Origin of the sequence: Enterobacter cloacae complex sp. P42RS, assembly GCF_014930595.1 — a bacterium.
In the GTDB taxonomy this organism is placed as follows: Bacteria; Pseudomonadota; Gammaproteobacteria; order Enterobacterales; family Enterobacteriaceae; genus Enterobacter; species Enterobacter bugandensis.
Genome location: NZ_JADBRK010000001.1, coordinates 34,626 through 58,289, shown reverse-complemented (window position 1 = coordinate 58,289; position 23,664 = coordinate 34,626). Strand labels below are relative to the sequence as shown.

Genomic DNA, 23,664 nt, shown 5'->3' with positions numbered 1-23,664 from the left:
AATAAAAGAATGCAACCCAGGAAAGGATTTTTAGTCTGGCTCGGCGGCTTAAGCGTGCTGGGCTTTTTGGCCACCGATATGTACCTGCCGGCGTTTGCCGCCATGCAGGAAGATTTGCAAACCCCTGCTGCCGCCATCAGCGCCAGCCTGAGCCTGTTCCTGGCCGGTTTTGCCTTCGCGCAGCTGCTCTGGGGACCGCTTTCGGATCGCTTTGGGCGTAAACCGGTGCTGCTGCTGGGGCTGGCCATTTTTGCCGTGGGCTGCCTGGGGATGCTATGGGTGCGCGATGCCACCTGGCTGCTGGTGCTACGGTTTGTTCAGGCGGTCGGCGTCTGTGCCGCGGCCGTGACCTGGCAGGCGCTGGTCACCGACTACTATCCGGCGAACCGCACTAACCGTATTTTCGCCACCATCATGCCGCTGGTAGGGCTCTCACCGGCCCTCGCCCCGCTGCTGGGAAGCTGGATCCTCGCGCACTTTGACTGGCAGGCCATCTTTGCCACGCTGTTTGCCATCACGCTGGTGCTGATGCTGCCGGCGTTCGCCCTCAAGCCCGCGCATAAAAAAGAGGCGCACGCAGACGCGAAGCCGATTACCTTCACCTCCCTGCTGAGCGCGAAAGCGTATCGCGGCAACGTTCTGATCTATGCCGCCTGCTCGGCGAGCTTCTTCGCGTGGCTGACCGGTTCGCCGTTTATTCTGCACGATATGGGCTATAGCCCGGCGGCCATTGGCCTGAGCTACGTTCCGCAGACCATCGCGTTCCTGGTGGGCGGGTACGGCTGTCGCGCGGCGCTGCAAAAATGGGAAGGCCATCAGATGCTGCCGTGGCTGCTGGTGCTCTATGCGCTGAGCGTCATCGGCACCTGGGCCGTTGGCTTTATTCCGGGCGCGGGTCTGGCCGAAATATTGATTCCATTCTGCGTGATGGCCATCGCGAACGGGGCGATCTACCCTATCGTTGTGGCGCAGGCGCTGCGTCCGTTCCCGCAGGCGACAGGCCGCGCGGCTGCGCTGCAGAACACCCTGCAGCTGGGGCTGTGCTTCCTGGCAAGCCTGGTGGTCTCCGCGCTGATTGCCACGCCGCTGCTGACGACAACCAGCGTGATGCTGGCTACCGTTGCGCTGGCCGTCATAGGCTATCGCATGCAGGCTTCCGCTCAGGATGAGAGCACGCAGGTAGAAACCTCGCATGCCTAATCGCGCCAGAAACTATGTTAATTTTCAGTGATTAGGTTGCTAAGAATTTTCTATTGAATCACCAAATTTTGAGGCCTATACTAAATTTGGTTCGATTAAATACGATAAATATTATGTGTTAACGGGAGCCGGAGTGCTCCCGTTTTACCATGGAAGGCATTTCGGCAAGGGTTATCTCCCTTCCTCTGTTCTACGTCGGATACTAGCCTCGCGGTATTTACCGTGAGATTTCTCACAAACCAAAAAAGCGTCTACGCTGTTTTAAGGTTCTGATCACAGTAGGGTGATGGAGAAGCTATGAGTTCATCGTGTATAGAAGAAGTCAGCGTTCCGGACGATAACTGGTCCCGGATCGTCAGTGAACTGTTAGGTCGGGCAGGCATCACTATCAACGGATCATCCCCATCGGATCCTCAGATTAAACATCCCGATTTTTTTAAACGCGTGTTGCGCGAGGGGTCGCTAGGCCTGGGGGAAAGCTATATGGACGGCTGGTGGGAATGCGAACGGCTGGATACTTTTTTCGCCAGCGTGCTGCGTGCTGGTCTGGAAAAACAGCTCCCCCGTAATCTTAAAGACACCCTGCGTGTCGCCTCTGCCCGTCTCTTTAACCTGCAAAGTAAAAAGCGTGCCTGGATCGTCGGCAAAGAGCATTACGATCTCGGCAACGATCTGTTCAGCCGCATGCTGGACCCCTTCATGCAATACTCCTGCGCCTACTGGAAAGAGGCGTCGACGCTTGAAGAGGCTCAGCAGGCCAAGCTGCGCCTGATTAGCGAGAAATTGCAGTTGCAGCCCGGTATGCGCGTGCTGGATATTGGCTGCGGCTGGGGCGGGCTGGCGTATTTTATGGCGAAGCACTACGGCGTCAGCGTGGTCGGCGTCACCATTTCCGCTGAACAGCAAAAAATGGCGCAGGAGCGGTGCCTGGGGCTTGATGTGGATATCCGCCTGCAGGATTACCGGGATCTGAACGAACAGTTTGACCGGGTCGTTTCCGTGGGCATGTTCGAGCACGTCGGGCCGAAAAATTACGACACCTATTTCGAGGTGGTGGACCGTAATCTGAAACCGGACGGTATTTTCCTGCTGCACACCATCGGCTCTAAGCGGACCGACAATAACGTTGACCCGTGGATCAACAAATACATCTTTCCGAATGGCTGTTTACCGTCCGTACGCCAGATTGCCAACGCCAGCGAATCCCATTTCGTGATGGAAGACTGGCATAACTTCGGCGCGGATTACGACACCACGTTAATGGCGTGGCATGCACGTTTTCAGGAAGCCTGGCCTGAAATTGCGGACAACTATTCTGAACGATTCAAGCGGATGTTTAGCTATTATCTGAATGCCTGCGCGGGGGCGTTTCGCGCGCGAGATATTCAGCTCTGGCAGGTTGTTTTTAGCCGTGGGATTGAACACGGCTTGCGGGTCGCACGCTAGAAAAATAACCCCGGCCAGCCGGGGTTATTTTTTATTCGTCTTCTACAGCTTTAATTATTGCGGCTTCTTTTGCGGCCAGCACGCGCTCAACGGTATCTACAACCGCCTGGGTTTGCGGATCGATTTCGATATTCACGCGATGCCCCAGTTTTTTCGAACCCAGCGTGGTGCGCTGCAGCGTCTCGGGAATTAAATGCACGCAAAAACGCGTCGGAGTCACTTCTCCCACCGTCAGACTAATCCCATCAATGCCAATAAACCCTTTATAGAGGATGTATTTCATTAATGACGGGTCCTGCACTTTAAACCAGATTTGACGGTTATTTTCTGATGTGACGATTTTCGCCACTTCGGCGGTGGTCATGATGTGCCCGGACATCAGATGGCCGCCAATCTCGTCGCTGAACTTCGCCGCGCGCTCAACGTTGACGGTATCCCCCACCACCAGTTCACCCAGGTTGGTAATACGCAGCGTCTCTTTCATTAAATCAAAGCTAATCTGGTTGCCATTAATTTCGGTGACGGTCAGGCAGCAGCCGTTATGGGCAACCGAGGCGCCGGTTTCGATGCCGTCGAGCATATATTCCGGCAGCTCTACAACATGAGTACGAAAATTAGGTTTTTCATCAATGGACACCACTTTGGCGGTGCCCTGCACAATACCAGTAAACATGCTTACAACTCCTGTTTTTTCCGGACGGTGGTGACACCGTTTAATCCCACCACAATAACAGTTGGAAAAACAGGTTGCCAGCGGAGCGCATTTTCTGGCGATTTTTTCACTAGATAAATAGCTAAAGCCCGCTACAATAGCTGGCACCCCCCTGCATTTTCTTCTTGCTGCCCGTTTCGGCGGCTTTTTTAGTCTCTCATATAACTACAAAATAAAGGTGTTCACGTGCAGAAGTACATGAATGAAGCGCGCCAGCTATTGGCACTGGCTATACCAGTGATCGTCGCGCAGGTGGCCCAGACCGCAATGGGATTTGTGGATACGGTAATGGCGGGTGGCTACAGCGCCACCGATATGGCGGCCGTTGCCATCGGCACGTCAATCTGGCTGCCGGCCATCCTGTTCGGCCACGGTCTGCTGCTCGCCCTCACCCCGGTTATCGCTCAGCTTAATGGCTCGGGTCGTCGCGAGCGTATTGCCCATCAGGTCCGCCAGGGTTTCTGGCTGGCAGGGTTTGTCTCCGTGCTGATTATGGTCGTGCTCTGGAACGCGGGTCATATCATCCGCGCCATGCATAATATTGACCCGGCGCTGGCAGACAAAGCCGTGGGCTATCTGCGCGCCCTGCTCTGGGGTGCGCCCGGCTACCTCTTTTTCCAGGTCGCCCGTAACCAGTGTGAAGGGCTGGCGAAAACCAAGCCCGGCATGGTGATGGGCTTTATCGGCCTGCTGGTGAATATTCCGGTGAACTATATCTTTATCTACGGCCATTTCGGCATGCCGGAGCTGGGCGGCGTCGGTTGCGGCGTGGCGACGGCTGCGGTTTACTGGGTAATGTTCTTCAGTATGATCGCTTATGTGAAACGCGCCCGTTCAATGCGCGATATTCGTAACGAGAACAGATTCAGTACGCCGGACTGGAGCATCATGACGCGCCTGGTGCAGCTAGGCTTGCCGATTGCGCTGGCCCTGTTCTTTGAGGTGACGCTCTTTGCCGTGGTTGCCCTGCTGGTCTCCCCGCTGGGCATTGTGGACGTCGCCGGGCACCAGATCGCGCTGAACTTCAGCTCTCTGATGTTTGTTCTGCCCATGTCTCTGGCCGCGGCAGTGACGATCCGCGTGGGCTTCCGCCTGGGGCAAGGCTCGACGCTTGATGCGCAAACCGCCGCGCGCACCGGATTAGGCGTTGGCGTCTGCATGGCCATTTGCACGGCGCTTTTTACCGTGGCGCTGCGCGAGCAAATTGCCCTGCTCTATAACGATAATCCGGAGGTCGTCACGCTGGCATCGCACCTAATGCTGCTGGCCGCGATTTACCAGATTTCTGACTCCATCCAGGTGATTGGCAGCGGCGTATTGCGCGGATATAAAGACACGCGTTCGATCTTCTTTATTACCTTTATCGCCTACTGGGTGCTGGGTCTGCCTACTGGCTACGTGTTGGCGCTGACCGATCTGGTCGTTGATCGCATGGGGCCAGCCGGATTCTGGATGGGCTTTATCATCGGACTGACGTCGGCGGCGATCATGATGATGATGCGCATGCGCTTCCTGCAGCGCCAGCCGTCAACGGTAATTTTGCAGCGCGCTGCGCGTTAACTACGCAGTAGCCGCCAGCTGGCGGCTACTTTCTCTTCACTTTGCGCGGTAATGAAGCAATCGCGTGAAATCAGAGAGAAAAATGCGTTTTCCCTCTTGCCTCCTTGATGCTGTGCCGCTAATATTCGTCCCCGTTGTCACCGACAACACGTTGCGTTCATAGCTCAGTTGGTTAGAGCACCACCTTGACATGGTGGGGGTCGTTGGTTCGAGTCCAATTGAACGCACCATTCTGCGTCCGTAGCTCAGTTGGTTAGAGCACCACCTTGACATGGTGGGGGTCGGTGGTTCGAGTCCACTCGGACGCACCATTTCAGTCCTGAAATGGTGCAAATTCTCTCCTTTTACCCTGAATTTTCTTAATCGCTTATTTTCATCATTATTCTCCTGCTACGCTTTTCTTATGGAATAAATACAGGAAGCGCGTCAATGAAGAATATCGCGATTATCGGCTCCGGCCCTACAGGGATTTACACCTTTTATCATCTGCTTAATAACAGCACCCCGCTCTCCGTATCCGTCTTCGAACAGGCCGATGAAGCCGGCGTGGGCATGCCCTATAACGACGACAATAATTCCCGGCTGATGCTGGCGAACATTGCGAGCATAGAAATTCCGCCCATTTTTATGACCTACCTCGACTGGCTCAAGGAACAGAGCGACACCCATCTGGCGCGCTTTAAGGTTGATAAAGCCAGCCTGCATGACCGGCAGTTCCTGCCCCGACTCCTGTTGGGAGAGTATTTTCGCGACAGCTTGCGTTCAATCGTGAAAGAGGCAAAAAAGCTGGGGTTCCAGGTTGCGGTCCATGAATCCGCGAAGGTAACGGACATCATCCCCTCGACAACCGGCGTAACGCTTTCCGTCAACGACACCACTTTGCCCGATCGGTTCGACCTGGCGGTTATCGCCACCGGCCACGTCTGGCCAGATGAGGAGGAAGCCACGCGCACGTTCTTCCCCAGCCCGTGGTCGGGATTGATGGACGCCAGCATTCCCCCTTGCCGCGTGGGCATTATGGGAACGTCGTTGAGCGGTCTGGACGCGGCTATGGCGGTGGTAATGCAGCACGGTGAGTTTCGTGACGGTAAATTCCTCCTCGACAAGGGCAGCGAAGGGTTAAACATTACGCTGATGTCCCGCACGGGCATTCTGCCGGAAGCCGATTTTTACTGTCCAATCCCTTACGAACCGCTGTCGGTATTGACCGAATTCGTGGTTGAACGCGAGATAGCCAAAGGATCGGACGGCCTGCTTGACCGCATATTTTCCCTGATGGTGAAAGAGCTCGAGCTCGCTGACCCGGCGTGGTGCGAGAAAATTTCTCTGCGTAACCAGGATGCCGACAGCCTTCGTGAGGCATGGTTTGAGGACCGTAAACGGCACGGCCCCTTTACCTGGGCGGAAGAGAACCTCAGCGAGGTTGAACGCAACAAACGCGAACGGCGCACCGTGGCCTGGCGCTATACCGTCCTTCGACTGCATGAGGTGGTTCAGGAGATTGTGCCCCACCTCAACGAAGAGGACAGAGAGCGCTTTAAGCAGGGCCTCGCCCGCGTGTTTATCGACAACTATGCCGCCATCCCGCCGCAGTCTATCCGCAGGCTGCTTGCGCTTCGCGAGGCCGGCATCATTAGCGTGGCGGCGCTTGGCGATGATTACACGCTCGACGCTGGCAGCGATCGGACGGTAATTACCACCAAAGAGAGCGTTTATCGTTTCGACGTGTTTATTGACGCGCGCGGGCAAAAGCCGCTCAAAACAAAGGACTTGCCTTTCCCGACGCTGCGTAAACAGCTGGCAGAGACGGGCGACGAGATACCCGACATTGGCGAGGATTACACGCTTAAAGCGCCTGAAACGGTTCGCGGGCGCATTGCTTTCGGTGCGATACCGTGGCTGATGCACGATCGTCCCTTCGTTCAGGGGCTGGCGGAGTGTGCGGAAATTGCAGAGGCGATGGCGAAGGCGGCTGAAAAACCTGCCTCGGGGAGACGGCGTCGGTTACCGTACGTGGAGAACTGACAGGGCTTCCATGCCCTGCTATCGGTAATTACTCGAAGAAGACCTCTGGGTTTTCCGACAGCGATACGAACGTTTTGGTGTTCTTATCCAGGGCGAGGATTTTGCCGCTTTCAATGTCATACACCCAACCGTGCAGACGAAGCGAATTATTACGCAGGCCCACCGCGACGGACGGATGGGTCTTGATGTTGCTCAGTTGCGCAAACACGTTCTCCTGCACCATCGCATTCACTTTATCGATCGGCTTGTCCCAGCTTTTCTTCTCTACCACGGCTTTCGCCGCGTCGGAATAGCGCAGCCAGTGCGATACAGCTGGCATTGGCTCCAGGTTGGCGTTATCGGCAATCGCCTTCATCGCGCCGCAGTTGGAGTGGCCGCAGATCACGATATCCGTCACGCCCAGCGCCACCACCGCGTACTCGATAGTTGCAGATACGCCGCCCGGCTCCGGCCCGAAAGGCGGGACAATGTTGCCAGCATTACGAATGACAAAAAGCTGTCCCGGCTCTTGCTGGGTGACCAGTTCAGGAACCAGACGGCTGTCGGAGCAGGAGATGAACAGCGCTTTGGGATTCTGGCTGGACGCTAAACTGCGAAAGAGCTCTTTACGTTGCGGGAAAATCTCTTTTTGAAAGCTGAGAAAACCTTCAATGATATGTTGCATAGCAATTTCTCTTTTATCTGTTTTCGTTTGGGTATGATCGCGATCACACTCGTAAAGTTTACCCACCGTACTTTATCTGAGACAAGCAATATATTTCTGGCCCGACCGCTGCACGATGTCGTCGGCGTTCGCCGGGATGTTTTGCCCTTCGAACGCGCCGTAAAGACGAGCGAACGATTTTCCCGCCAGGCGCCGGGTAACGTCCTCAACCTTACGGGCAGGCAGCGGGAGCATATTCGGGTAGCTCCACATAAACGACACCGCATCTTTCCCCGGGGTGACCTGCAAAATATCCCCCGCCAGCAAAACGCCCTCGTCCTCCTGCCAGTGCAGTACCGTTCCGCCCGCAAAATGGCCGCCGAGACGTAGCAACGTGACGGACGGCCAAATCTCCAGCGCCTCCCCCTCCCAGAAATGAATCGCCGGGCTGTTGCGCATCACCCATTCGCGGTCGCTGGCGTGCAGGTAGACCGGCGCATTGAAAGCCGCGGCCCACTCCTGCATCGTGGTGTAATAGTGCGGATGCGAAATCGCAATGGCGTGAAGGCCACCGAGCGCGGTGATGAGCGTTTGGGTTGCCGGGTCAAGGTTGGCAATGCAGTCCCAAAGAATATTGCCGTGCGGGGTGCGCAGAAGCAGCGCCCTCTGGTTAATCGCAAAAGCGGGAACCGTTTTGATACTGAACAGCGCGGGCTCCAGCTGCTGCCATTTATTCACGTGCGTGGCCGTCACCGTCGCGTAATCAATCCACGCCTGACCGCTGACCGGGACATACTGGCGTTCATCCTCGCAAATCGGACATCTCTCCGGCTTTCCATCATAGGAGGTACCGCAGGTTTTACAGAGTGTAATCATGAGCGCTCCTCGGTGATAAAGCACTGAGTATGGCAGGGATTATCCTTATGTGCTGCGAGGTACATTGCCGACGTTTTTTACCCTATACTGTGCCAGTATCAAAAACCGAACAGAGCAGGTGCAACATGGAAATTGATCTCGATAACTTAGTTTTTAACGGTCTGGATGAAGCGGAAGAGCGTAACGCGGAACGTCTGGACGACGCGGATAAAAAAGCGCAGGCGATTGTTGCCGACGACGACTGCGGTGATGCCTGCAAGATTTGATAAAAAAAGCACCGGTAAACCGGTGCTTTTTTATTTTACTTTTTCAGCCAGTCAATGGCCGCCGCACGGTGCGCTTCCACGGTTCTCGGGGAAAGATTCAGGCGTGCAGCCACCTTTTTATTACTGCACCCTTCCAGCAGTACCCCAGGGTAACCAGAATGCCCTTCTCATTTTTCAGGCTGTCGACATTACCAGTTAACGTTGATGAGAACAAAAAAACGCGGGCGTAATCAGATCTCCGGCGTTTTGCTAAAGCCGGTCAGCATCAGGATCAGGCTTTGCGGGGAAGACGCCGTCTCAAACTGGTAGTGATTTCCCTGACGATCGCCGCCGATGTACCACGAAATCTCGGTTTTCCCTTCTGCCAGCGCCTTGCGCACCGCCTTATCCACGTCCACCATCCGGTATTCGCGGGAGTGGTTAAGGTAAAGCACCGCATCCGAGCGGTAGTTACAGGCTGGCCGCGACTGCCAGCTCACGCTGGCCGGATCCCAGTCGTTGCTTGCCGGATAGAAGAAAATTTGATCCGCGCCGTTGGTTTCCACTTTCCCGCCATAAATCCGCACGCGGTATTTAAACTGCGAAGGATCCTGTCCGGCAGGCAGCGGGGGAATGTGAAACTTCACCAGCGACAGCGTTTCGCTGTTTTTGGTGCGCCCGCCGTTCTGCCAGTTATCCTGCACCAGCAGGACCTGGGGCTCTGGCTGGGTAAGCGCGGGCTCCAGGCTGCTGAGCCAGACGTTGGCCTTCGCTTTTGAATAACCATACGGAACGGTGGTGCCGCAGTCCAGACCGCGGTTCATGCACAGGTCGGTCATAAAGTGCGCGGCGTCTTCCGTCCAGCCGTTCATAAAATCAGCATGCGCCGTATACAGGCTCCCCCACCGCTCTTCACGCTCGTTGCCGTGCATGATGGGATCGAGAGAAAGCTGCGCTTTACTGGTATCGAGCGAGCTAATCGTCGGGAGCACGTACGCAATGTTCATGTTCACGGTGGGAATTTTCACCGGGAAGTCGGACGGGCACTGCCCTTTGGTGTCGTAGGTGGCATTGGCAAGACCGTGAGCGGGCTTAAGATTTACCCCGTCCCAGCAGTTCGGAAACTGAATGCCAATATTAAACTGCACGGCATCGTTCGCCTTGCGTAAGCCGCAGACCTCACCCGTTTTGGTGGTGTAGCCCTTGCCGTTAGCGCACAGGAAGGTGATATGTGGATTCGGCGCGGTGCCGTGATGATCGCCCGCCAGCAGCGACAGCCCCGCCGGGAACGGGTGCAGCGGCCAGGCGTCGACGTTCGATGCCTGATAATAGGTTTTTTGATAGGCGGGTTTGACCACCGTTCCGTCAGGCAATTTCAGAGAGGGTGCCCAGTAGGCCGAGCTGTCTGCTTTGTTATCGCAGGTGGTCTTTTCATCTTTACGCAGCGATTCACGGCTGGAGAAGGCATCCGTTTGCACGTTGCCAAAAAAATCGTGCAGCATGGCCTCGTTGGGCATGCCGTGCATCATAATGGCATCGTCGCCGAGCGTGTGGGAGTAACCGCAGACGACGTGCGCCTGTGGCGCAGCGTGCGCCGCCTGCATGGCAATCAGTAGTGCGGTGGCAGAAAGTGCCGGGGTTAATACTGTCCGTTTCATTATCATCTCCTTCTGAGAAAGGAGATATTGGTATCAAAACGGCCAGGGTTTACCGAGGATTTGCCCGCGTATTTTTCCGTTCATCCCTGCTTTACAGGCATCACGCACAGCTCATTCCAGTACGTTTCGCGCGTGCGGCGAAGTTCAGCGTGACGTTTTATCATGGAACCACTCCGGGTCGATGTTAGCGACGTCCACGCCATACAGGCTGGCAACAGGCAGTATTGACTCCAGAACACGCTGCGCGCTGTTCTCCGCATTCGCTGGCCGGGTCGCAAAAAACCGCCGTAGCGTGCCGATCCATTTTTTCATTGCCTTTACCCCTCTCGCTTCACCAGCCTTGAGTTAAGCACGCGTTTCCTGGCCGCGGAAATATCAATTCCGGCAGTCGATGTGCAGGACGTGCAAATAGCTCCTTACATTTACCTGCCGGTAACACACTGTTCACTAATGCTTTTTTGTATAGAGCAAAGAACATTTTCTTATTTGGCGATAGCTTTTGCTTATGGGAGCGTAACGGTGCAAAACAAAAACAACGGGACGAACGATGACTATGGCAGCAAAGATGAAAAGGTTTAAAAAAGGGACGGCAGTTCTGGGATTACTGGCCGCCGGGAGCCTGTTTTCAGCGCAGGCGCTGGCCGATCGGCTGGAAGATATTAAGGCCGCAGGGGTGGTGAAAGTCGCCACGTTTGACGCCAACCCACCGTTTGGCTCAATTGATGCAAAAACGCACGAGATCGTGGGTTACGACGTGGACTTTGCCAAAGCACTGGCAAAATCACTCGGCGTGAAGCTTGAACTGGTTGCCACCAATCCGGCCAACCGAATTCCGCTGCTTCAGTCCGGTAAAGCAGATCTGATCGTAGCGGATATCACCATCACCCCGGAACGCGCGCAGGTGATTGATTTCTCCACCCCCTATTTCGTGACCGGACAACAGTTCCTGGTTCCCGCCAAATCGCCCGATAAGCTGGATGAATACAGCCGGGCGCGCATTGGCGCGGTCAAAGGCACCACGGGTGAACAGGCGCTCCACCAGCGTTTCCCGCAGTCCCGCGTGCTGGCTTATGACGACATTCCTCTGGCGCTGACGGCGCTGCGTAACGGCAACGTGCAGGCCATTACCCAGGACAGCACAATTCTTGCAGGCCTGCTGGCACAGGCCCCGGATAGAGCGAACTTCAAAATCCTGCCCGATCTGCTCAGTAAGGAAGAAATTGGCGTCGGGGTGAAGAAAGGTGAAACAGCGCTGCTGAAAGCCGTCAACGATGAGCTGGTTAATCTCGAGAAGAACGGTCAGGCGGCAAAAATCTATGACGTCTGGTTTGGCCCAAACACGCCCGCTCCACAGCCTCGCGCCTTTAAAATAGAAGCCAGGTAATTATGCTCTCAGGTTTATTTTCCCATTCCGCGGACGGTGCCGCGGATTTTTCACATCTGGAACAGGCCAGCGTTGAGTTTCGTCACGTGGACAAACGCTACGGCGACCATCAGGTTTTACGCGACATTAACCTCACCATCACGCCCGGTGAAGTGGTTGCTATTCTCGGCCCTTCCGGTTCGGGTAAATCAACGCTGATCCGTCTTATCAATCAGCTTGAAACCCTGAGCGGCGGGGAAATCCTGGTCGACAGCAAGCCGACCGGGCAGCTTTCCGGCAGCAGGCTGCGTCAGTTGCGCAGCCGCGTTGGATTTGTGTTTCAGCAGTTCAATCTGTATGCCCACCTCACCGCCAGCCAGAACATCACCCTGGCACTGCAGCATGTGCACGGCTGGAAGCCGCAGCCAGCTCAGGAGCGCGCGCTGGCGCTGCTGGAGAAGGTCGGAATGCAGGAAAAGGCTCACCACTTCCCCGCTGAGCTTTCCGGCGGCCAGCAGCAGCGCGTGGCGATTGCCCGCGCCCTGGCCTCGTCGCCGCAGATCATCCTCTTCGACGAGCCGACGTCGGCGCTCGATCCGGAGATGATTGGCGAAGTATTATTCGTCATGAAAGCCCTTGCCCATAGCGGGATCACCATGATTGTCGTGACTCATGAGATGCAGTTCGCCCGGGAAATTGCCGACCGGATTGTATTTATCGACGGGGGGCAGATTCTTGAAACCACGCCGCCGGGGCAATTTTTCAGTCAACCGTCCCATCCCCGGGCGCAGCGTTTCCTGCAAAAAGTGCTGAACCCGCTGCACCAGGAGCACCTCTGATGCCCGCCCTCGACTGGCAGGGAGTGCTGGCCGGACAGCCTCTGCAGTGGATACTCTCCGGATTTCTCACCACCCTGTGGGTGACGCTGGCGGGGGGCCTGATCGCCAGCCTGCTTGCACCGACCTTTTTGCTCCTGCGTCTTTCCGGTGGACGCATCGGAAATGCGATCGTCAACGGCTGGGTATCGCTGTTTCGCAATACGCCGCTGTTGGTGCAGCTGCTGTTCTGGTATTTCGCCGCCTGGAACGGGTTACCGCAGGGCTTTCGAGACGCGGTGAATGCGGATCACAGCTGGTCAATTCTGCCCGGCGACGTCTGGTGGTTTACCCCTGAGTATTTATGTTCTGCCTGGGGGTTGGGCGTTTTTACCTCGGCGTTTTTAATTGAGGAAGCGGCATCGGGGCTGCGTTCAGTTCCTGCCGGACAGCAGGAAGCGGCGCTGGCGCAAGGGTTCTCCTCGTGGCGTTTATTTCGCTACATCCTTCTGCCGCAGGGGCTCGCCAACGCCTGGCAACCCGTTGTCGGCCAGTACCTCAACTTGATGAAGCTCTCCTCGCTCGCCAGCGGGATTGGCTTCGCTGAGCTAACCTACCAGGTCCGGCAGATTGAAAGTTACAACGCCCACGCCATGGAGGCGTTTATCGTCGGTACGGTGCTCTATTTGCTTACCGGCATTGTCATGGGGATGGTGCTGGTGCGCGTCGGTCCGCATTCAGGGAGGAAGAAAGATGATTGCAGGATTTAACGTTATTGTCGAAAACCTGGATTATCTGCTGTGGGGACGAACGGCAGCGGGTGAACCCGGCGGCGTACTGCTTTCGCTGCTGATGGCCGCAGGGGCCGCCCTGCTTGCGCTTCCCGGCGGCGTGGCGCTGGCGTGCCTCGCCTGGCGCTATCCTGGGCTGGTGCGCAGAGGGCTTTTTCTGTGGGCGGAGCTGATTCGCGGTATTCCCTTGATTTTTGTGATTTTCTGGATGTGGTACCTGTTGCCGCTGATCACCGGCGGGGATCTGCCGGGGGCGCTGACCGTGACGCTGGCGCTGGCCTGGTTTACGGCGGCATCGGTGATGCATTCGGTTTTTGCCGGGCTCAGGGCGCTCCCTGCGGGTCAAAACGAGGCCGCGCTGTCTCAGGGGTTCAGCACACAGCAAACCCTGTGGCGCGTGCTGCTGCCGCAGACGCTGAGAAATATTTTGCCGTCGCTGGTGGGAATTTTTATCAGCCTGCTGAAGGATACGTCGCTGGCATTCATCGTCAACGTCCCGGAGCTAACCACGGTGGCGGGACAGGTCAACAACCGGGTGCAAATCTACCCGGCGGCCATCTTTATCTTTACGGGTGCGGTCTATTACCTGCTCTGCTGCTCGCTTGAACAGGTCGCGAAACGCTGGCGCGTTAGCCGGCCAGCGCCTTAACCACCGTTTCCATCGCTTCGGTTGTCAGTGCGCTGCGCTTGATGCGCTGGTTCGCCAGCGCCGTGCGCAGCACGCCCGCAATGACAATATGCTTCGGCTCCTGCCCTAAATCACGCATCTCCAGCACCACCTTTCCGACCACCCGGCACATCTCCTGGTACAGCGCTTCATCTTTGGTCACGTTACCCATCGTCATCACTCCATTGCCTGTTAAACGTTGAGCTTAAATGATTCTCCCGCCGGATACAAAAAAGAAGCCCGGCGAGGATCTCGCCGGGCTTCATCTGGAAAATCAAATAATTAGTTGTTCACGGGAATGACCGCGCCTTTGTATTTGGTGCGGATCCAGTCCTGAATCTCTTTGGAGTGCAGCACGTTCACCAGCGCGACGATGTCTTTCTTTTTCTCATCGCCACGATGCACGGTAATGATGTTAGCGTACGGGTTGTTTTCACCGCTCTCTACCGCAATCGGGTCGTGAACCGGATCCAGGCCGGCGTCTATCGCATAGTTGGCGTTAATCACCACCGCGTCGCCTTCGTCGTTGTTGTACATCTGCGGCAGCAGGGACGCTTCCACGTTTGGCGTGAACTTCAGTTTTTTCGGGTTCTCAACGATATCGCTGATGCGCGCCGTCACTTTGTCGATGCCCGGCTTCAGCTTGATCACGCCCTCTTTTTCGAAGATGGAGAGAATACGCCCTTCCTCGGAAACCGCATCACGCATGATGATCTTGCCGCCTTCCGGCAGGTCCTTCAGGGATTTGTATTTTTTTGAGTAGATGCCGATTGGCTCAATGTGGATCGCGCCCGCACTGACAAAATCGTAGTCTTTATCGCCCGCATGATCTTTCAGCACGCTGTTCAGGTAAGGAATGTGCTGGAAATAGTTCGCGTCGATGTCATGACCCGCGAGCGCAGTGTTCGGCAGAATGTAGTCCTGGAACGGTTTAATCTCCAGGTCGATACCCTGCTTCGCCAGAATCGGCTTGGCCTGCTCCAGAATTTCGGCGTGCGGCGTGTTGGATGCGCCCACGGTCAGGGTGTCGGCCCATGAGGCGAAGCTCAGGGCGCTCAGGGTTGCGGCGGCGATCAGTGTCAGTGTCTGTTTCATGATGTGGTTCCTGTGTGTATTTATTAGCGTTTATCTAACAGTGAAGTAATGACATCGCCGCAGAACTGGATAATGAAAACGATGATTAAAATGGTCACCGTTGCCACCAGCGTGACGTCACCATGGTTGCGCTGGAATCCTTCCAGATAAGCCAGATTTCCCAAACCACCGGCGCCAATCACCCCCGCCATGGCGCTGTAGCTCACCAGCGCAATCAGCGTCACCGTAATACCTGATACCAGTGCAGGTGATGATTCCGGCAGTAAAACCCGAAACACAAGCGTGCTCAGTCGTGCGCCCATCGAGCGCGTTGCTTCAATGACCCCTTTGTCCACTTCGCGCAGGGCGATCTCCACCAGACGCGCGTAGAACGGCGCAGCGCCGACAATCAGGGCCGGAAGCGCCGCGTTAGCGCCAAGGATGGTGCCGACGACGGTCTTGGTGAACGGGATCAGCAGAACGATAAGAATGATGAACGGAATAGAGCGGAACACGTTCACCACTATCGAAATGACGCTGTAGACCGTGCGGTTGTGGAACAAGCCACCGCGCGCAGTTAAAAACAGCGCCAGCCCCAGCACGATGCCCAGAACAAAGGTCGCCACGCCGGACAGCGCGGTCATGTACAGCGTCTCCAGCGTTGCAGCCCAGAGCTGATCCCACTTGAGATGCGGAAAGAGATTCTCAAACATGTTTAATTACCTCGCCTTCAATATCGCTGTGCTGCAGGTCGGCGAGGATATTGTTCAGTTGTTCATCGGATGCCGCCACGTGGACCCAGAGCTGCCCGAAAACACCGTGGGCGGTCTGCGTCATTTTTCCGTGCAGGATGTTAAACGGCAGGCCGTAGCGCAGGGTGAGTTCCCCGACAATCGGCTTGTGCGTGCTGTGTCCGGTAAAGGTCAGCCTGATCACCGTACCTTCCAGATCGTTTGCGAGTTCAGTATTGAAGGTCTCTTCCTCGGCGTACTGGCTCACCTGGCGGACAAACTGCTGCGTAATCGGCTGCTGTGGATGGGTAAAGACGCTCAGCACGTCGCCCTCTTCCACCACTTTGCCGTTCTCCATTACCGCCACGCGGTCGCAGATTTTGCGCACCACGTGCATCTCGTGCGTGATCAGTACGATGGTGAGTTTGAAGCGGCGGTTAATGTCCAGCAGCAGATCGAGGATCTGATCGGTGGTCTGCGGGTCGAGCGCGGACGTAGCCTCATCGCAGAGCAGCACGTCGGGGTTGTTGGCCAGCGCGCGCGCAATCCCCACGCGCTGCTTTTGCCCGCCGCTCAGCTGCGACGGATACGCATTTTCGCGTCCCTTCAGGCCAACCAGCTCAACCAGTTCGGCGACGCGCGCCTTAATCTTCGCTTTTGGCACACCGGCAATTTGCATAGAGAAAGCAATGTTCTCACTCACCGTGCGCGACCACAGCAGGTTGAAGTGCTGAAACACCATGCTGATCTTCAGACGCGCCTGGCGCAGTGCTTCACCTTTTGCGGCGGAGATATCCTGCCCGTTAATGGTGACGCTCCCGGCGCTGGGTTTCTCCAGACCGTTCAGCAGGCGAATCAGCGTGCTTTTCCCGGCGCCGCTGTAACCGATAATGCCGTAAATCTGTCCCTGCTCTATCGTCAAATTGACGTTATCAACGGCGGTCAGCGCGACCTTTCCGTTGTCAAAAACCTTCGAAATATTGCTCAGTACAATCATTCTTATTCGTTATCCGTGCCGCCCTCGGCGGTTTAGCAGTATGGATGTCCAAACGATAGTAAACAGGCGTTATCAGCTTTTAAATGAACAAAAAAGAATGTGTTATAACTTTCGGAAATAAACAGCGGATTTACCGGGTGGGAAGCATTTAGACCAATTTCAGCAATGATTATCTGCCGGATGCATATCTGCTGGCGGACGCGCGCAAAAAACGGTCATTTTTGCAGCATTTTATCCCGATATAGCCATCCCCACATCCAGACAACTTTACGTCTTGCTGTCCTGACATCCAAAAATGGCATTTATATTCCTTTCTGTTCTAAACGGCAGTGAATGGTTCTTTATTGAGAAAATTTCACAGCCCTATCATCCCGTCATGACATACCGAAAGGAAAACATCATGACGATTTACCACTCCGTCACCGAACTGATTGGCCGCACGCCGCTGATCCAGCTGCATAAGCTTGATACCGGTCCCTGCTCGCTGTTTCTGAAGCTGGAGAACCAGAACCCCGGCGGCTCGATTAAAGACCGCGTTGCGCTGTCGATGATTAACGAAGCGGAGCGCACCGGCCAGCTGCAGCCGGGCGGCACGATTATTGAGGCCACGGCGGGCAATACCGGCCTCGGCCTGGCGCTGATCGCCGCCCAGAAAGGCTACTCGCTGATCCTCGTAGTGCCCGACAAAATGAGCCGCGAAAAGATTTTCCACCTGCGCGCGCTGGGTGCTCAGGTGGTGCTGACCCGCTCGGACGTGAATAAGGGCCACCCCGCCTATTACCAGGATTACGCCCGGCGTCTGGCTAACGAGCTGCCCGGCGCGTTTTACATCGACCAGTTTAATAACGTGGCCAACCCGCTGGCGCACCGCACCACCACGGCACCGGAGCTGTACGAGCAGCTTGACGGCAGAATTGACGCCATCGTGGTCGGCGTCGGCTCAGGTGGTACGCTCGGTGGCCTGCAGGCGTGGTTCGCCGAGCACTCTCCGCACACGGAGTTTGTCCTGGCTGACCCGGCCGGATCCGTTCTCGCTGACCAGGTGGAAACCGGACGCTACCACGACGCGGGCTCCTGGCTGGTAGAGGGCATTGGCGAAGACTTTATTCCGCCGCTGGCCCACATCGAAGGGGTGAATCGCGCCTGGCGCATCTCCGACCGCGAAGCCTTCGCCACCGCGCGCGAGCTGCTGAAAACGGAAGGCATTCTGGCGGGCTCCTCCAGCGGCACGCTGCTGGCGGCGGCGCTGAAGTATTGCCAGGCGCAGACCACGCCGAAGCGCGTGGTGACCTTCGCCTGCGACAGCGGCAATAAGTATCTCTCGAAGATGTTTAACGACGACTGGATGCGACAGCAGGGGCTTATCACGCGCCCTCAGGCGGGGGATCTCTCTGACTACATTGCCCTGCGTCATGATGAAGGCGCTACCGTTACCGCCGCGCCGGACGATACGCTTTCCACCGTGCTGGCACGCATGCGCCTGTATGACATCTCTCAGCTGCCGGTCCTGGAGAACGGCAAGGTGGTGGGCATTATCGACGAGTGGGATCTGCTGCGGCATATCGGCGGCGACGGCGACCGCTTTGCCCTGCCGGTCACGGCGGCCATGACCCGTCAGGTGGAATTTCTCGATAAACGTGCCCCGGAGAGCGCCCTGCACGCCATCTTCGACCGCGGTCTGGTGGCCGTGATTAACGACAATGACCATTTTCTCGGCCTGATTACGCGCAGCGACGTCCTGACCGCATGGCGCAATCGTCTACAGCAATAAAGGATGAAACGATGAAAAACCTGGCAACCCTGAGCGTCCACAGCGGCGCATTCAACGACCCGCACGGCGCCGTCATGCCGCCGATTTACGCCACGTCGACGTTTGCGCAACCATCACCCGGCGAGCATACCGGCTATGAGTATTCCCGCAGCGGCAACCCCACCCGTCATGCGCTGGAAACGGCGATTGCCGAACTGGAGGGCGGCACGCGCGGCTACGCCTTTGCTTCCGGTCTGGCGGCCATCTCCACGGTGCTCGAGCTGCTGGATAAAGACAGCCATATCGTCGCCATTGATGACGTTTACGGCGGGACGTACCGCCTGATCGAAAACGTGCGCAAACGCAGTACGGGCCTGCAGATCAGCTGGGTTAAGCCGGACGACTTAGCCGGGCTTGAGGCCGCCATTCGCCCGGAGACCCGCATGGTGTGGGTCGAAACGCCAACCAACCCGTTGCTGAAGCTGGCGGATCTGGCGGCCATTGCGGCGATCGCCCGTCGTCATAACGTCATCAGCGTGGCGGATAACACCTTCGCGTCGCCGGTGATCCACCGCCCGCTGGCGTCGGGTTTCGATATCGTGGTGCACTCCGCCACCAAATACCTTAACGGGCACTCTGACGTGGTGGCCGGGCTGGCAGTGGTGGGAGATAATCCGGAGCTGGCGGACAAGCTGGGCTATCTGCAAAACGCGGTGGGCGGCGTCCTGGATCCGTTCAGCAGCTTCCTGACCCTGCGCGGTATCCGCACGCTTGCGCTGAGGGTCGAAAAGCACAGCAGCAACGCGCTGGAGATTGCGCAATGGCTGGCGCAGCATCCTCTGGTCGAAAAAGTGTTCTATCCCGGCCTGGAATCGCATCCGCAGTACCAACTAGCCCGCACCCAGATGGCCCTGCCGGGCGGGATGATTTCCGTCGTGGTGAAAGGTGACGCGCAACGCGCCACCGAGGTGATTCGCAACCTGAAGCTGTTCACTCTTGCGGAAAGCCTGGGCGGGGTGGAGAGTCTCGTGAGCCAGCCTTACAGCATGACGCACGCCTCGATTCCGCTTGAACAACGGCTGGCAAACGGCATTGTGCCGCAGCTGATCCGCCTCTCGGTAGGCATTGAAGATCCAAAAGACCTGATTGCTGATCTCAGCCAGGCGCTGCAAAAATAAGCAAACGGCGGCAGGTCGCTTACCTGCCGCCAAAAGTTGTCATCATGGCTTAACGCCTTGATAACAATATTATGTGAAACGGCATTGATTAATTCTGAAACACCGTTTCCATTTTCCTTTTATCTTAAAATTAGCGTATAATGCGCGCCAAATCCTTGGTGAATGGTTTCAGCGCTTGGAATACAAAAAACAACGTACAACTTCTCCTCTCCTTCGTTGGGCTGTCACTCAGGCACACTTTCTTCTGCACGCTCATTTGATGTCTCCTATCCTTAGTGCGTGTCATATACTCTTTTGCAACACAGGTTTGACTCCGCGGCGGTGCGCCCCCGGAGCGAGATTTCCATATCCTTCCCAACTTAAAGACTAAGACTGTCATGAAAAAGACGAAAATTGTTTGTACTATCGGCCCGAAAACCGAATCCGAAGAGATGCTGAGCAAAATGCTGGACGCCGGCATGAACGTGATGCGTCTGAACTTTTCCCACGGTGACTACGCAGAACACGGTCAGCGTATCCAGAACTTGCGCAACGTGATGAGCAAGACCGGTAAAAAAGCGGCGATCCTGCTCGATACCAAGGGTCCGGAAATCCGTACCATCAAACTGGAAGGCGGTAACGACGTCTCTCTGAAAGCGGGCCAGACCTTCACCTTCACTACCGACAAATCCGTTGTTGGTAACAGCGAAATCGTTGCGGTCACCTATGAAGGCTTCACCAGCGATCTGTCCGTGGGTAACACCGTGCTGGTCGACGATGGTCTGATCGGTATGGAAGTCACCGCTATCGAAGGCAACAAAGTTATCTGTAAAGTGCTGAACAACGGCGACCTGGGCGAAAACAAAGGCGTTAACCTGCCGGGCGTTTCTATCGCGCTGCCAGCACTGGCGGAGAAAGACAAACAGGACCTGATCTTCGGCTGCGAACAAGGCGTTGATTTCGTTGCGGCATCTTTCATCCGTAAGCGTTCCGACGTGGTTGAAATTCGTGAGCACCTGAAAGCCCACGGCGGCGAGAAGATCCAGATCATCTCCAAAATCGAAAACCAGGAAGGCCTGAACAACTTCGACGAAATCCTCGAAGCGTCTGACGGCATCATGGTTGCTCGTGGCGACCTGGGCGTTGAAATCCCGGTTGAAGAAGTGATCTTCGCGCAGAAGATGATGATCGAGAAATGTGTTCGCGCGCGTAAAGTGGTTATCACCGCCACGCAGATGCTGGACTCCATGATCAAAAACCCACGCCCTACCCGCGCTGAAGCAGGCGACGTGGCGAACGCCATCCTCGACGGTACCGATGCAGTCATGCTGTCCGGTGAATCCGCGAAAGGGAAATACCCTCTGGAAGCGGTCGGCATCATGGCAACCATCTGCGAACGTACTGACCGCGTGATGACCAGCCGTCTGGACTTCAACAACGACAGCCGCAAGCTGCGCATCACTGAAGCAGTATGCCGCGGTGCGGTAGAAACCGCTGAGAAACTGGAAGCGCCACTGATTGTTGTTGCGACCCAGGGCGGTAAATCTGCGCGCGCAGTGCGTAAATACTTCCCGGATGCCACCATCCTGGCCCTGACCACCAACGAAACCACCGCACGTCAGCTGGTGCTGAGCAAAGGCGTGGTTGCGCACCTGGTCAAAGAGATCGCCTCTACTGACGATTTCTACATTCAGGGTAAAGCAATGGCTCTGGAAAGCGGTCTGGCGCAGAAGGGCGACGTGGTTGTAATGGTTTCTGGTGCTCTGGTACCAAGCGGAACAACCAATACTGCCTCCGTTCACGTGCTGTAATAATTCACGAACGAATTAAATTTGATAAAAAGCGCCCAATGGGCGCTTTTTTTATTCCCGGCATTAGCCAAATTCATTCAAAAAGCAAATCGGGTTTTTCTATTTAAATGCGATTTATCTAAGATGAATCCGATGAAAAATGCCTTTTTTTACATAGCTTTTTACTCAAAACGCACTGATTCGATGCTTCTTTGAGCGAACGATCAAAAATAGGCGTATTCCCATCAAAAAAATATTCTCAACCCAAAAAAGTTTGTGTAATACTTGTAACGCTACATGGAGATTAACTCAATCTAGAGGGTATTAATAATGAATCGTACTAAACTGGTACTGGGCGCGGTAATCCTGGGTTCTACTCTGCTGGCTGGTTGCTCCAGCAACGCTAAAATCGATCAGCTGTCTTCTGACGTTCAGACTCTGAACGCTAAAGTTGACCAGCTGAGCAACGACGTGAACGCAATGCGTTCCGACGTTCAGGCTGCTAAAGACGACGCAGCTCGCGCTAACCAGCGTCTGGACAACCAGGCTACTAAATACCGTAAGTAATAGTACCTGTTAATAAAATGGCGCACATTGTGCGCCATTTTTTTTGCCTGCGTCAAACTGCTACTGCGTTACCTTTTCCCCTTCCTCTTCTGCTACCGCAGCAGACACCCGGCTGTTCTGCACTGACAACACGCTATTGCTGGCCGACGGGCCGCTACCTGCGGATACGACAACCGGGATCCCGGCACGGCGGGCCAGGGCTTTATCAATTAACGCCTTATCGCTTCCGGCCTGAGAAACAAAGGTGGCAAAGTCTGCCGAGTGGGTAATGGGCGAAATCTGCGGGTTCTCGCCCTCCACCTGCGCCAGCGGACGGTGGACCTCAATATAGCGCTTTCCGTCCGGCTCAACCGAGAATTTCACCGGCTCGTTGATGATTTGTACCCGCGTGCCGACCCGCACCTGTTCAAACAGGGCTTTAATATCCGGGGCGTTCATTCGCATACAGCCGGAACTGACGCGCAGACCTACGCTGTCCGGCGCGCTGGTGCCGTGAATAAGATATTCCCCATTACCAATTCCCAGACGCAGCGCATAGCGCCCCAGCGGGTTATTTGGCCCCGCCGGGACGACGGGAGGCAATTTAATTCCCTGGGCCAGAGAACGCGCTCTGATGCCCGCCGTTGGCGTCCAGGTTGGATTAGGGATTTTTTGGCTGACGCGGGTGGTGCTCACCGGCGTTTCCAGCCCCAGCTGTCCGATGCCGAGCGGGAAGACCTGGACAATATTTTCTCCCGGCGGGAAGTAGTAGAGCCGAAGCTCGGCCAGATTAACCACAATGCCTTCGCGCGGGGTATCCGGCAGCAACATCTGCGACGGGATCGTGATAACGGTACCCGGTGCCGGGTTTACTGGCGCAATGGTATTGTTCGTTTCAAGGATCACCTGCGCCGCCGTATTAAACCGACGGGCGATAGTCTGAAGCTTATTATCCCCTTCCTGTATCGTGTAGGTTTGATTTTGCCCAATCAGGCGGCTGCCTGCAGGCGGCAACGGATAGTCCATCGCGCGGGCCGAATTAAACGTACCGAGCGAACTGAGGAGTAATAGAGTTATTAGAGACGCGCGCTTCATGCTGAGATTCCTTATTCACTGGCAGGATGCCAGAAAGCTGAAAAACCAGCGAGGCGGGAACCACCTCGCGAAACAGAATGAATGCTGTTCTGTAAGTCTAGCTAAGGATTGCAGCTTTGGCGCGAATGGCGCGAATCATCGCTTCCAGCCCCTGGGAGCGGGACGGGGTGAGGTGTTGGGTCAGGGCCATTTTTTCAAACCACGGGCGGACATCGAACGCGACGATATCCTGCGCCGACATCCGGTGGTAAAGAATAAAGACGACCGCAATCAGCCCTTTTACAATGGCCGCATCGCTGTCGCCGTGCAGGGCGATAGTGCCGTCGTCAGACTGCTCCATCACAATCCACACCTGGCTCTGGCAGCCCTGAATAATGTTTTCCGGGTTATGCGCCTCTTCACCGAGCGGCGGCAGACGCTGCCCCAGCTCGATGATATAAAGGTACTTTTCTTCCCAGTTTGCACAGCGCCCAAAGTTGCGCAGCAATTTGTCTCTGTCCGGCAGTTCTGCCATCTTTTGCCT

The 23,664-nt window shown here is 55.9% G+C and carries 25 protein-coding genes and 2 tRNA genes; 15 read left to right on the top strand and 12 right to left on the bottom strand.

Annotated elements, in window-relative coordinates; all coding sequences use genetic code 11:
- The first annotated feature begins 9 nt into the window (after nt 1–9).
- Both punC and cfa read left to right on the top strand, forming a co-directional pair.
- Entirely contained in the window at nt 10–1,200 is a 1,191-nt protein-coding gene (punC, locus tag IM314_RS00285; RefSeq protein WP_163332421.1) for a purine nucleoside transporter PunC, read from the top strand.
- Between the two features lie 297 nt (nt 1,201–1,497).
- Entirely contained in the window at nt 1,498–2,646 is a 1,149-nt protein-coding gene (cfa, locus tag IM314_RS00280) for a cyclopropane fatty acyl phospholipid synthase (protein WP_193358339.1), read from the top strand.
- Between the two features lie 31 nt (nt 2,647–2,677).
- Here the strand turns inward: cfa and IM314_RS00275 are convergent, their stop codons facing one another.
- Nucleotides 2,678–3,319 (bottom strand): riboflavin synthase, encoded by a 642-nt coding sequence (locus IM314_RS00275; RefSeq protein ID WP_047365391.1) that lies wholly within the window; start codon nt 3,317–3,319, stop codon nt 2,678–2,680.
- 225 nt (nt 3,320–3,544) lie between these two features.
- On the opposite strand from IM314_RS00275, the gene mdtK reads away from it, so the two are divergent.
- The 4 genes from mdtK (at nt 3,545) to IM314_RS00255 (ending at nt 6,943) form a co-directional block, all read left to right on the top strand.
- Nucleotides 3,545–4,918: an MdtK family multidrug efflux MATE transporter gene (gene mdtK, locus IM314_RS00270; RefSeq protein WP_069732385.1), complete on the top strand. Its 1,374-nt coding sequence runs from the start codon at nt 3,545–3,547 to the stop codon at nt 4,916–4,918.
- Between the two features lie 153 nt (nt 4,919–5,071).
- Nucleotides 5,072–5,148 (top strand) — tRNA-Val (locus IM314_RS00265).
- 4 nt (nt 5,149–5,152) lie between these two features.
- Nucleotides 5,153–5,229, top strand: a tRNA-Val gene (locus IM314_RS00260).
- Nucleotides 5,230–5,347: 118 nt separating this feature from the next.
- Entirely contained in the window at nt 5,348–6,943 is a 1,596-nt protein-coding gene (locus IM314_RS00255; RefSeq protein ID WP_193358340.1) for an FAD-NAD(P)-binding protein, read from the top strand.
- Nucleotides 6,944–6,971: 28 nt separating this feature from the next.
- On the opposite strand, the gene IM314_RS00250 is transcribed toward IM314_RS00255, so the two are convergent.
- Nucleotides 6,972–7,607, bottom strand: coding sequence for a carbonic anhydrase (locus IM314_RS00250; protein WP_028012884.1), 636 nt, complete (start codon nt 7,605–7,607; stop codon nt 6,972–6,974).
- A gap of 72 nt (nt 7,608–7,679) precedes the next feature.
- Nucleotides 7,680–8,462, bottom strand: coding sequence for an MBL fold metallo-hydrolase (locus IM314_RS00245; protein WP_193358341.1), 783 nt, complete (start codon nt 8,460–8,462; stop codon nt 7,680–7,682).
- A gap of 125 nt (nt 8,463–8,587) precedes the next feature.
- Here IM314_RS00245 and IM314_RS00240 point away from each other — a divergent pair, with 125 nt between their 5' ends.
- Complete coding sequence (locus IM314_RS00240; protein WP_003857665.1) at nt 8,588–8,728, top strand: hypothetical protein; 141 nt, start codon at nt 8,588–8,590, stop codon at nt 8,726–8,728.
- Nucleotides 8,729–8,763: 35 nt separating this feature from the next.
- Here IM314_RS00240 and IM314_RS22085 read toward each other — a convergent pair whose 3' ends face one another.
- The 3 genes from IM314_RS22085 to IM314_RS00225 all read right to left on the bottom strand — a co-directional run bounded on the left by IM314_RS22085 (nt 8,764) and on the right by IM314_RS00225 (nt 10,677).
- The gene (locus IM314_RS22085) at nt 8,764–8,865 is read right to left on the bottom strand and encodes a LuxR C-terminal-related transcriptional regulator (RefSeq protein WP_227008765.1); all 102 of its coding nucleotides are present in this window, start codon (nt 8,863–8,865) and stop codon (nt 8,764–8,766) included.
- 93 nt (nt 8,866–8,958) lie between these two features.
- Nucleotides 8,959–10,365: a DUF1996 domain-containing protein gene (locus tag IM314_RS00230; protein WP_193358342.1), complete on the bottom strand. Its 1,407-nt coding sequence runs from the start codon at nt 10,363–10,365 to the stop codon at nt 8,959–8,961.
- A gap of 144 nt (nt 10,366–10,509) precedes the next feature.
- Nucleotides 10,510–10,677: a hypothetical protein gene (locus IM314_RS00225; protein ID WP_032644868.1), complete on the bottom strand. Its 168-nt coding sequence runs from the start codon at nt 10,675–10,677 to the stop codon at nt 10,510–10,512.
- 241 nt (nt 10,678–10,918) lie between these two features.
- On the opposite strand from IM314_RS00225, the gene IM314_RS00220 reads away from it, so the two are divergent.
- The 4 genes from IM314_RS00220 to IM314_RS00205 are packed head-to-tail and all read left to right on the top strand — an operon-like array spanning nt 10,919 to nt 13,983.
- Nucleotides 10,919–11,749 carry an ABC transporter substrate-binding protein gene (locus IM314_RS00220; RefSeq protein ID WP_072050480.1) on the top strand — a complete coding sequence of 277 codons (831 nt, stop codon included), beginning with the start codon at nt 10,919–10,921 and terminating at the stop codon, nt 11,747–11,749.
- Between the two features lie 2 nt (nt 11,750–11,751).
- The gene (locus IM314_RS00215; RefSeq protein WP_193358343.1) at nt 11,752–12,567 is read left to right on the top strand and encodes an amino acid ABC transporter ATP-binding protein; all 816 of its coding nucleotides are present in this window, start codon (nt 11,752–11,754) and stop codon (nt 12,565–12,567) included.
- Complete coding sequence (locus tag IM314_RS00210; RefSeq protein ID WP_163332424.1) at nt 12,567–13,313, top strand: amino acid ABC transporter permease; 747 nt, start codon at nt 12,567–12,569, stop codon at nt 13,311–13,313. The genes IM314_RS00215 and IM314_RS00210 overlap by 1 nt, the downstream gene beginning before the upstream one ends.
- On the top strand, nt 13,297–13,983 hold the full coding sequence (locus IM314_RS00205) for an amino acid ABC transporter permease (RefSeq protein WP_049138909.1): 687 nt from the start codon (nt 13,297–13,299) through the stop codon (nt 13,981–13,983). The genes IM314_RS00210 and IM314_RS00205 overlap by 17 nt, the downstream gene beginning before the upstream one ends.
- On the opposite strand, the gene fumD is transcribed toward IM314_RS00205, so the two are convergent.
- The 4 genes from fumD to IM314_RS00185 all read right to left on the bottom strand — a co-directional run bounded on the left by fumD (nt 13,964) and on the right by IM314_RS00185 (nt 16,803).
- Nucleotides 13,964–14,173: a fumarate hydratase FumD gene (gene fumD, locus IM314_RS00200; protein ID WP_028012876.1), complete on the bottom strand. Its 210-nt coding sequence runs from the start codon at nt 14,171–14,173 to the stop codon at nt 13,964–13,966. The two genes, IM314_RS00205 and fumD, sit on opposite strands and share 20 nt — an antisense overlap.
- A gap of 110 nt (nt 14,174–14,283) precedes the next feature.
- Nucleotides 14,284–15,096: a MetQ/NlpA family ABC transporter substrate-binding protein gene (locus IM314_RS00195; protein ID WP_193358344.1), complete on the bottom strand. Its 813-nt coding sequence runs from the start codon at nt 15,094–15,096 to the stop codon at nt 14,284–14,286.
- A gap of 23 nt (nt 15,097–15,119) precedes the next feature.
- Nucleotides 15,120–15,788: a methionine ABC transporter permease gene (locus IM314_RS00190; protein ID WP_049138910.1), complete on the bottom strand. Its 669-nt coding sequence runs from the start codon at nt 15,786–15,788 to the stop codon at nt 15,120–15,122.
- Nucleotides 15,781–16,803, bottom strand: coding sequence for a methionine ABC transporter ATP-binding protein (locus IM314_RS00185; RefSeq protein WP_047365404.1), 1,023 nt, complete (start codon nt 16,801–16,803; stop codon nt 15,781–15,783). Before IM314_RS00185 ends, IM314_RS00190 begins: the two co-directional genes overlap by 8 nt.
- 400 nt (nt 16,804–17,203) lie before the next feature.
- Here IM314_RS00185 and IM314_RS00180 point away from each other — a divergent pair, with 400 nt between their 5' ends.
- The 4 genes from IM314_RS00180 to lpp all read left to right on the top strand — a co-directional run bounded on the left by IM314_RS00180 (nt 17,204) and on the right by lpp (nt 22,067).
- Entirely contained in the window at nt 17,204–18,574 is a 1,371-nt protein-coding gene (locus tag IM314_RS00180; protein WP_045630166.1) for a cystathionine beta-synthase, read from the top strand.
- Between the two features lie 11 nt (nt 18,575–18,585).
- A complete protein-coding gene (locus IM314_RS00175; protein WP_193358345.1) occupies nt 18,586–19,731 on the top strand; it encodes a PLP-dependent aspartate aminotransferase family protein in 1,146 nt (381 codons plus the stop codon).
- 377 nt (nt 19,732–20,108) lie between these two features.
- Nucleotides 20,109–21,521, top strand: a complete 1,413-nt coding sequence (gene pykF, locus IM314_RS00170) for a pyruvate kinase PykF (protein WP_014883536.1) — start codon at nt 20,109–20,111, stop codon at nt 21,519–21,521.
- 309 nt (nt 21,522–21,830) lie between these two features.
- The gene (gene lpp / locus IM314_RS00165; protein ID WP_001082307.1) at nt 21,831–22,067 is read left to right on the top strand and encodes a murein lipoprotein Lpp; all 237 of its coding nucleotides are present in this window, start codon (nt 21,831–21,833) and stop codon (nt 22,065–22,067) included.
- A 60-nt stretch (nt 22,068–22,127) separates the two neighbouring features.
- Here lpp and IM314_RS00160 read toward each other — a convergent pair whose 3' ends face one another.
- A complete protein-coding gene (locus IM314_RS00160) occupies nt 22,128–23,141 on the bottom strand; it encodes a L,D-transpeptidase family protein (RefSeq protein ID WP_028012870.1) in 1,014 nt (337 codons plus the stop codon).
- Between the two features lie 97 nt (nt 23,142–23,238).
- The gene (gene sufE / locus IM314_RS00155; RefSeq protein WP_028012869.1) at nt 23,239–23,655 is read right to left on the bottom strand and encodes a cysteine desulfuration protein SufE; all 417 of its coding nucleotides are present in this window, start codon (nt 23,653–23,655) and stop codon (nt 23,239–23,241) included.
- Between the last annotated feature and the right edge of the window lie 9 nt (nt 23,656–23,664).

Excerpts from the sequence above, each read along its gene's own strand:
- punC (WP_163332421.1), top strand. The coding sequence starts at position 10 with ATGCAACCCAGGAAAGGATTTTTAGTCTGGCTCGGCGGCTTAAGCGTG.
- cfa (WP_193358339.1), top strand. The coding sequence starts at position 1,498 with ATGAGTTCATCGTGTATAGAAGAAGTCAGCGTTCCGGACGATAACTGG.
- IM314_RS00275 (WP_047365391.1), bottom strand. The coding sequence starts at position 3,319 with ATGTTTACTGGTATTGTGCAGGGCACCGCCAAAGTGGTGTCCATTGAT.
- IM314_RS00255 (WP_193358340.1), top strand. The coding sequence starts at position 5,348 with ATGAAGAATATCGCGATTATCGGCTCCGGCCCTACAGGGATTTACACC.
- IM314_RS00250 (WP_028012884.1), bottom strand. The coding sequence starts at position 7,607 with ATGCAACATATCATTGAAGGTTTTCTCAGCTTTCAAAAAGAGATTTTC.
- IM314_RS00245 (WP_193358341.1), bottom strand. The coding sequence starts at position 8,462 with ATGATTACACTCTGTAAAACCTGCGGTACCTCCTATGATGGAAAGCCG.
- IM314_RS00240 (WP_003857665.1), top strand. The coding sequence starts at position 8,588 with ATGGAAATTGATCTCGATAACTTAGTTTTTAACGGTCTGGATGAAGCG.
- IM314_RS00230 (WP_193358342.1), bottom strand. The coding sequence starts at position 10,365 with ATGAAACGGACAGTATTAACCCCGGCACTTTCTGCCACCGCACTACTG.
- IM314_RS00225 (WP_032644868.1), bottom strand. The coding sequence starts at position 10,677 with ATGAAAAAATGGATCGGCACGCTACGGCGGTTTTTTGCGACCCGGCCA.
- IM314_RS00220 (WP_072050480.1), top strand. The coding sequence starts at position 10,919 with ATGGCAGCAAAGATGAAAAGGTTTAAAAAAGGGACGGCAGTTCTGGGA.
- IM314_RS00215 (WP_193358343.1), top strand. The coding sequence starts at position 11,752 with ATGCTCTCAGGTTTATTTTCCCATTCCGCGGACGGTGCCGCGGATTTT.
- IM314_RS00210 (WP_163332424.1), top strand. The coding sequence starts at position 12,567 with ATGCCCGCCCTCGACTGGCAGGGAGTGCTGGCCGGACAGCCTCTGCAG.
- IM314_RS00205 (WP_049138909.1), top strand. The coding sequence starts at position 13,297 with ATGATTGCAGGATTTAACGTTATTGTCGAAAACCTGGATTATCTGCTG.
- fumD (WP_028012876.1), bottom strand. The coding sequence starts at position 14,173 with ATGGGTAACGTGACCAAAGATGAAGCGCTGTACCAGGAGATGTGCCGG.
- IM314_RS00195 (WP_193358344.1), bottom strand. The coding sequence starts at position 15,096 with ATGAAACAGACACTGACACTGATCGCCGCCGCAACCCTGAGCGCCCTG.
- IM314_RS00190 (WP_049138910.1), bottom strand. The coding sequence starts at position 15,788 with ATGTTTGAGAATCTCTTTCCGCATCTCAAGTGGGATCAGCTCTGGGCT.
- IM314_RS00185 (WP_047365404.1), bottom strand. The coding sequence starts at position 16,803 with ATGATTGTACTGAGCAATATTTCGAAGGTTTTTGACAACGGAAAGGTC.
- IM314_RS00180 (WP_045630166.1), top strand. The coding sequence starts at position 17,204 with ATGACGATTTACCACTCCGTCACCGAACTGATTGGCCGCACGCCGCTG.
- IM314_RS00175 (WP_193358345.1), top strand. The coding sequence starts at position 18,586 with ATGAAAAACCTGGCAACCCTGAGCGTCCACAGCGGCGCATTCAACGAC.
- pykF (WP_014883536.1), top strand. The coding sequence starts at position 20,109 with ATGAAAAAGACGAAAATTGTTTGTACTATCGGCCCGAAAACCGAATCC.
- lpp (WP_001082307.1), top strand. The coding sequence starts at position 21,831 with ATGAATCGTACTAAACTGGTACTGGGCGCGGTAATCCTGGGTTCTACT.
- IM314_RS00160 (WP_028012870.1), bottom strand. The coding sequence starts at position 23,141 with ATGAAGCGCGCGTCTCTAATAACTCTATTACTCCTCAGTTCGCTCGGT.
- sufE (WP_028012869.1), bottom strand. The coding sequence starts at position 23,655 with ATGGCAGAACTGCCGGACAGAGACAAATTGCTGCGCAACTTTGGGCGC.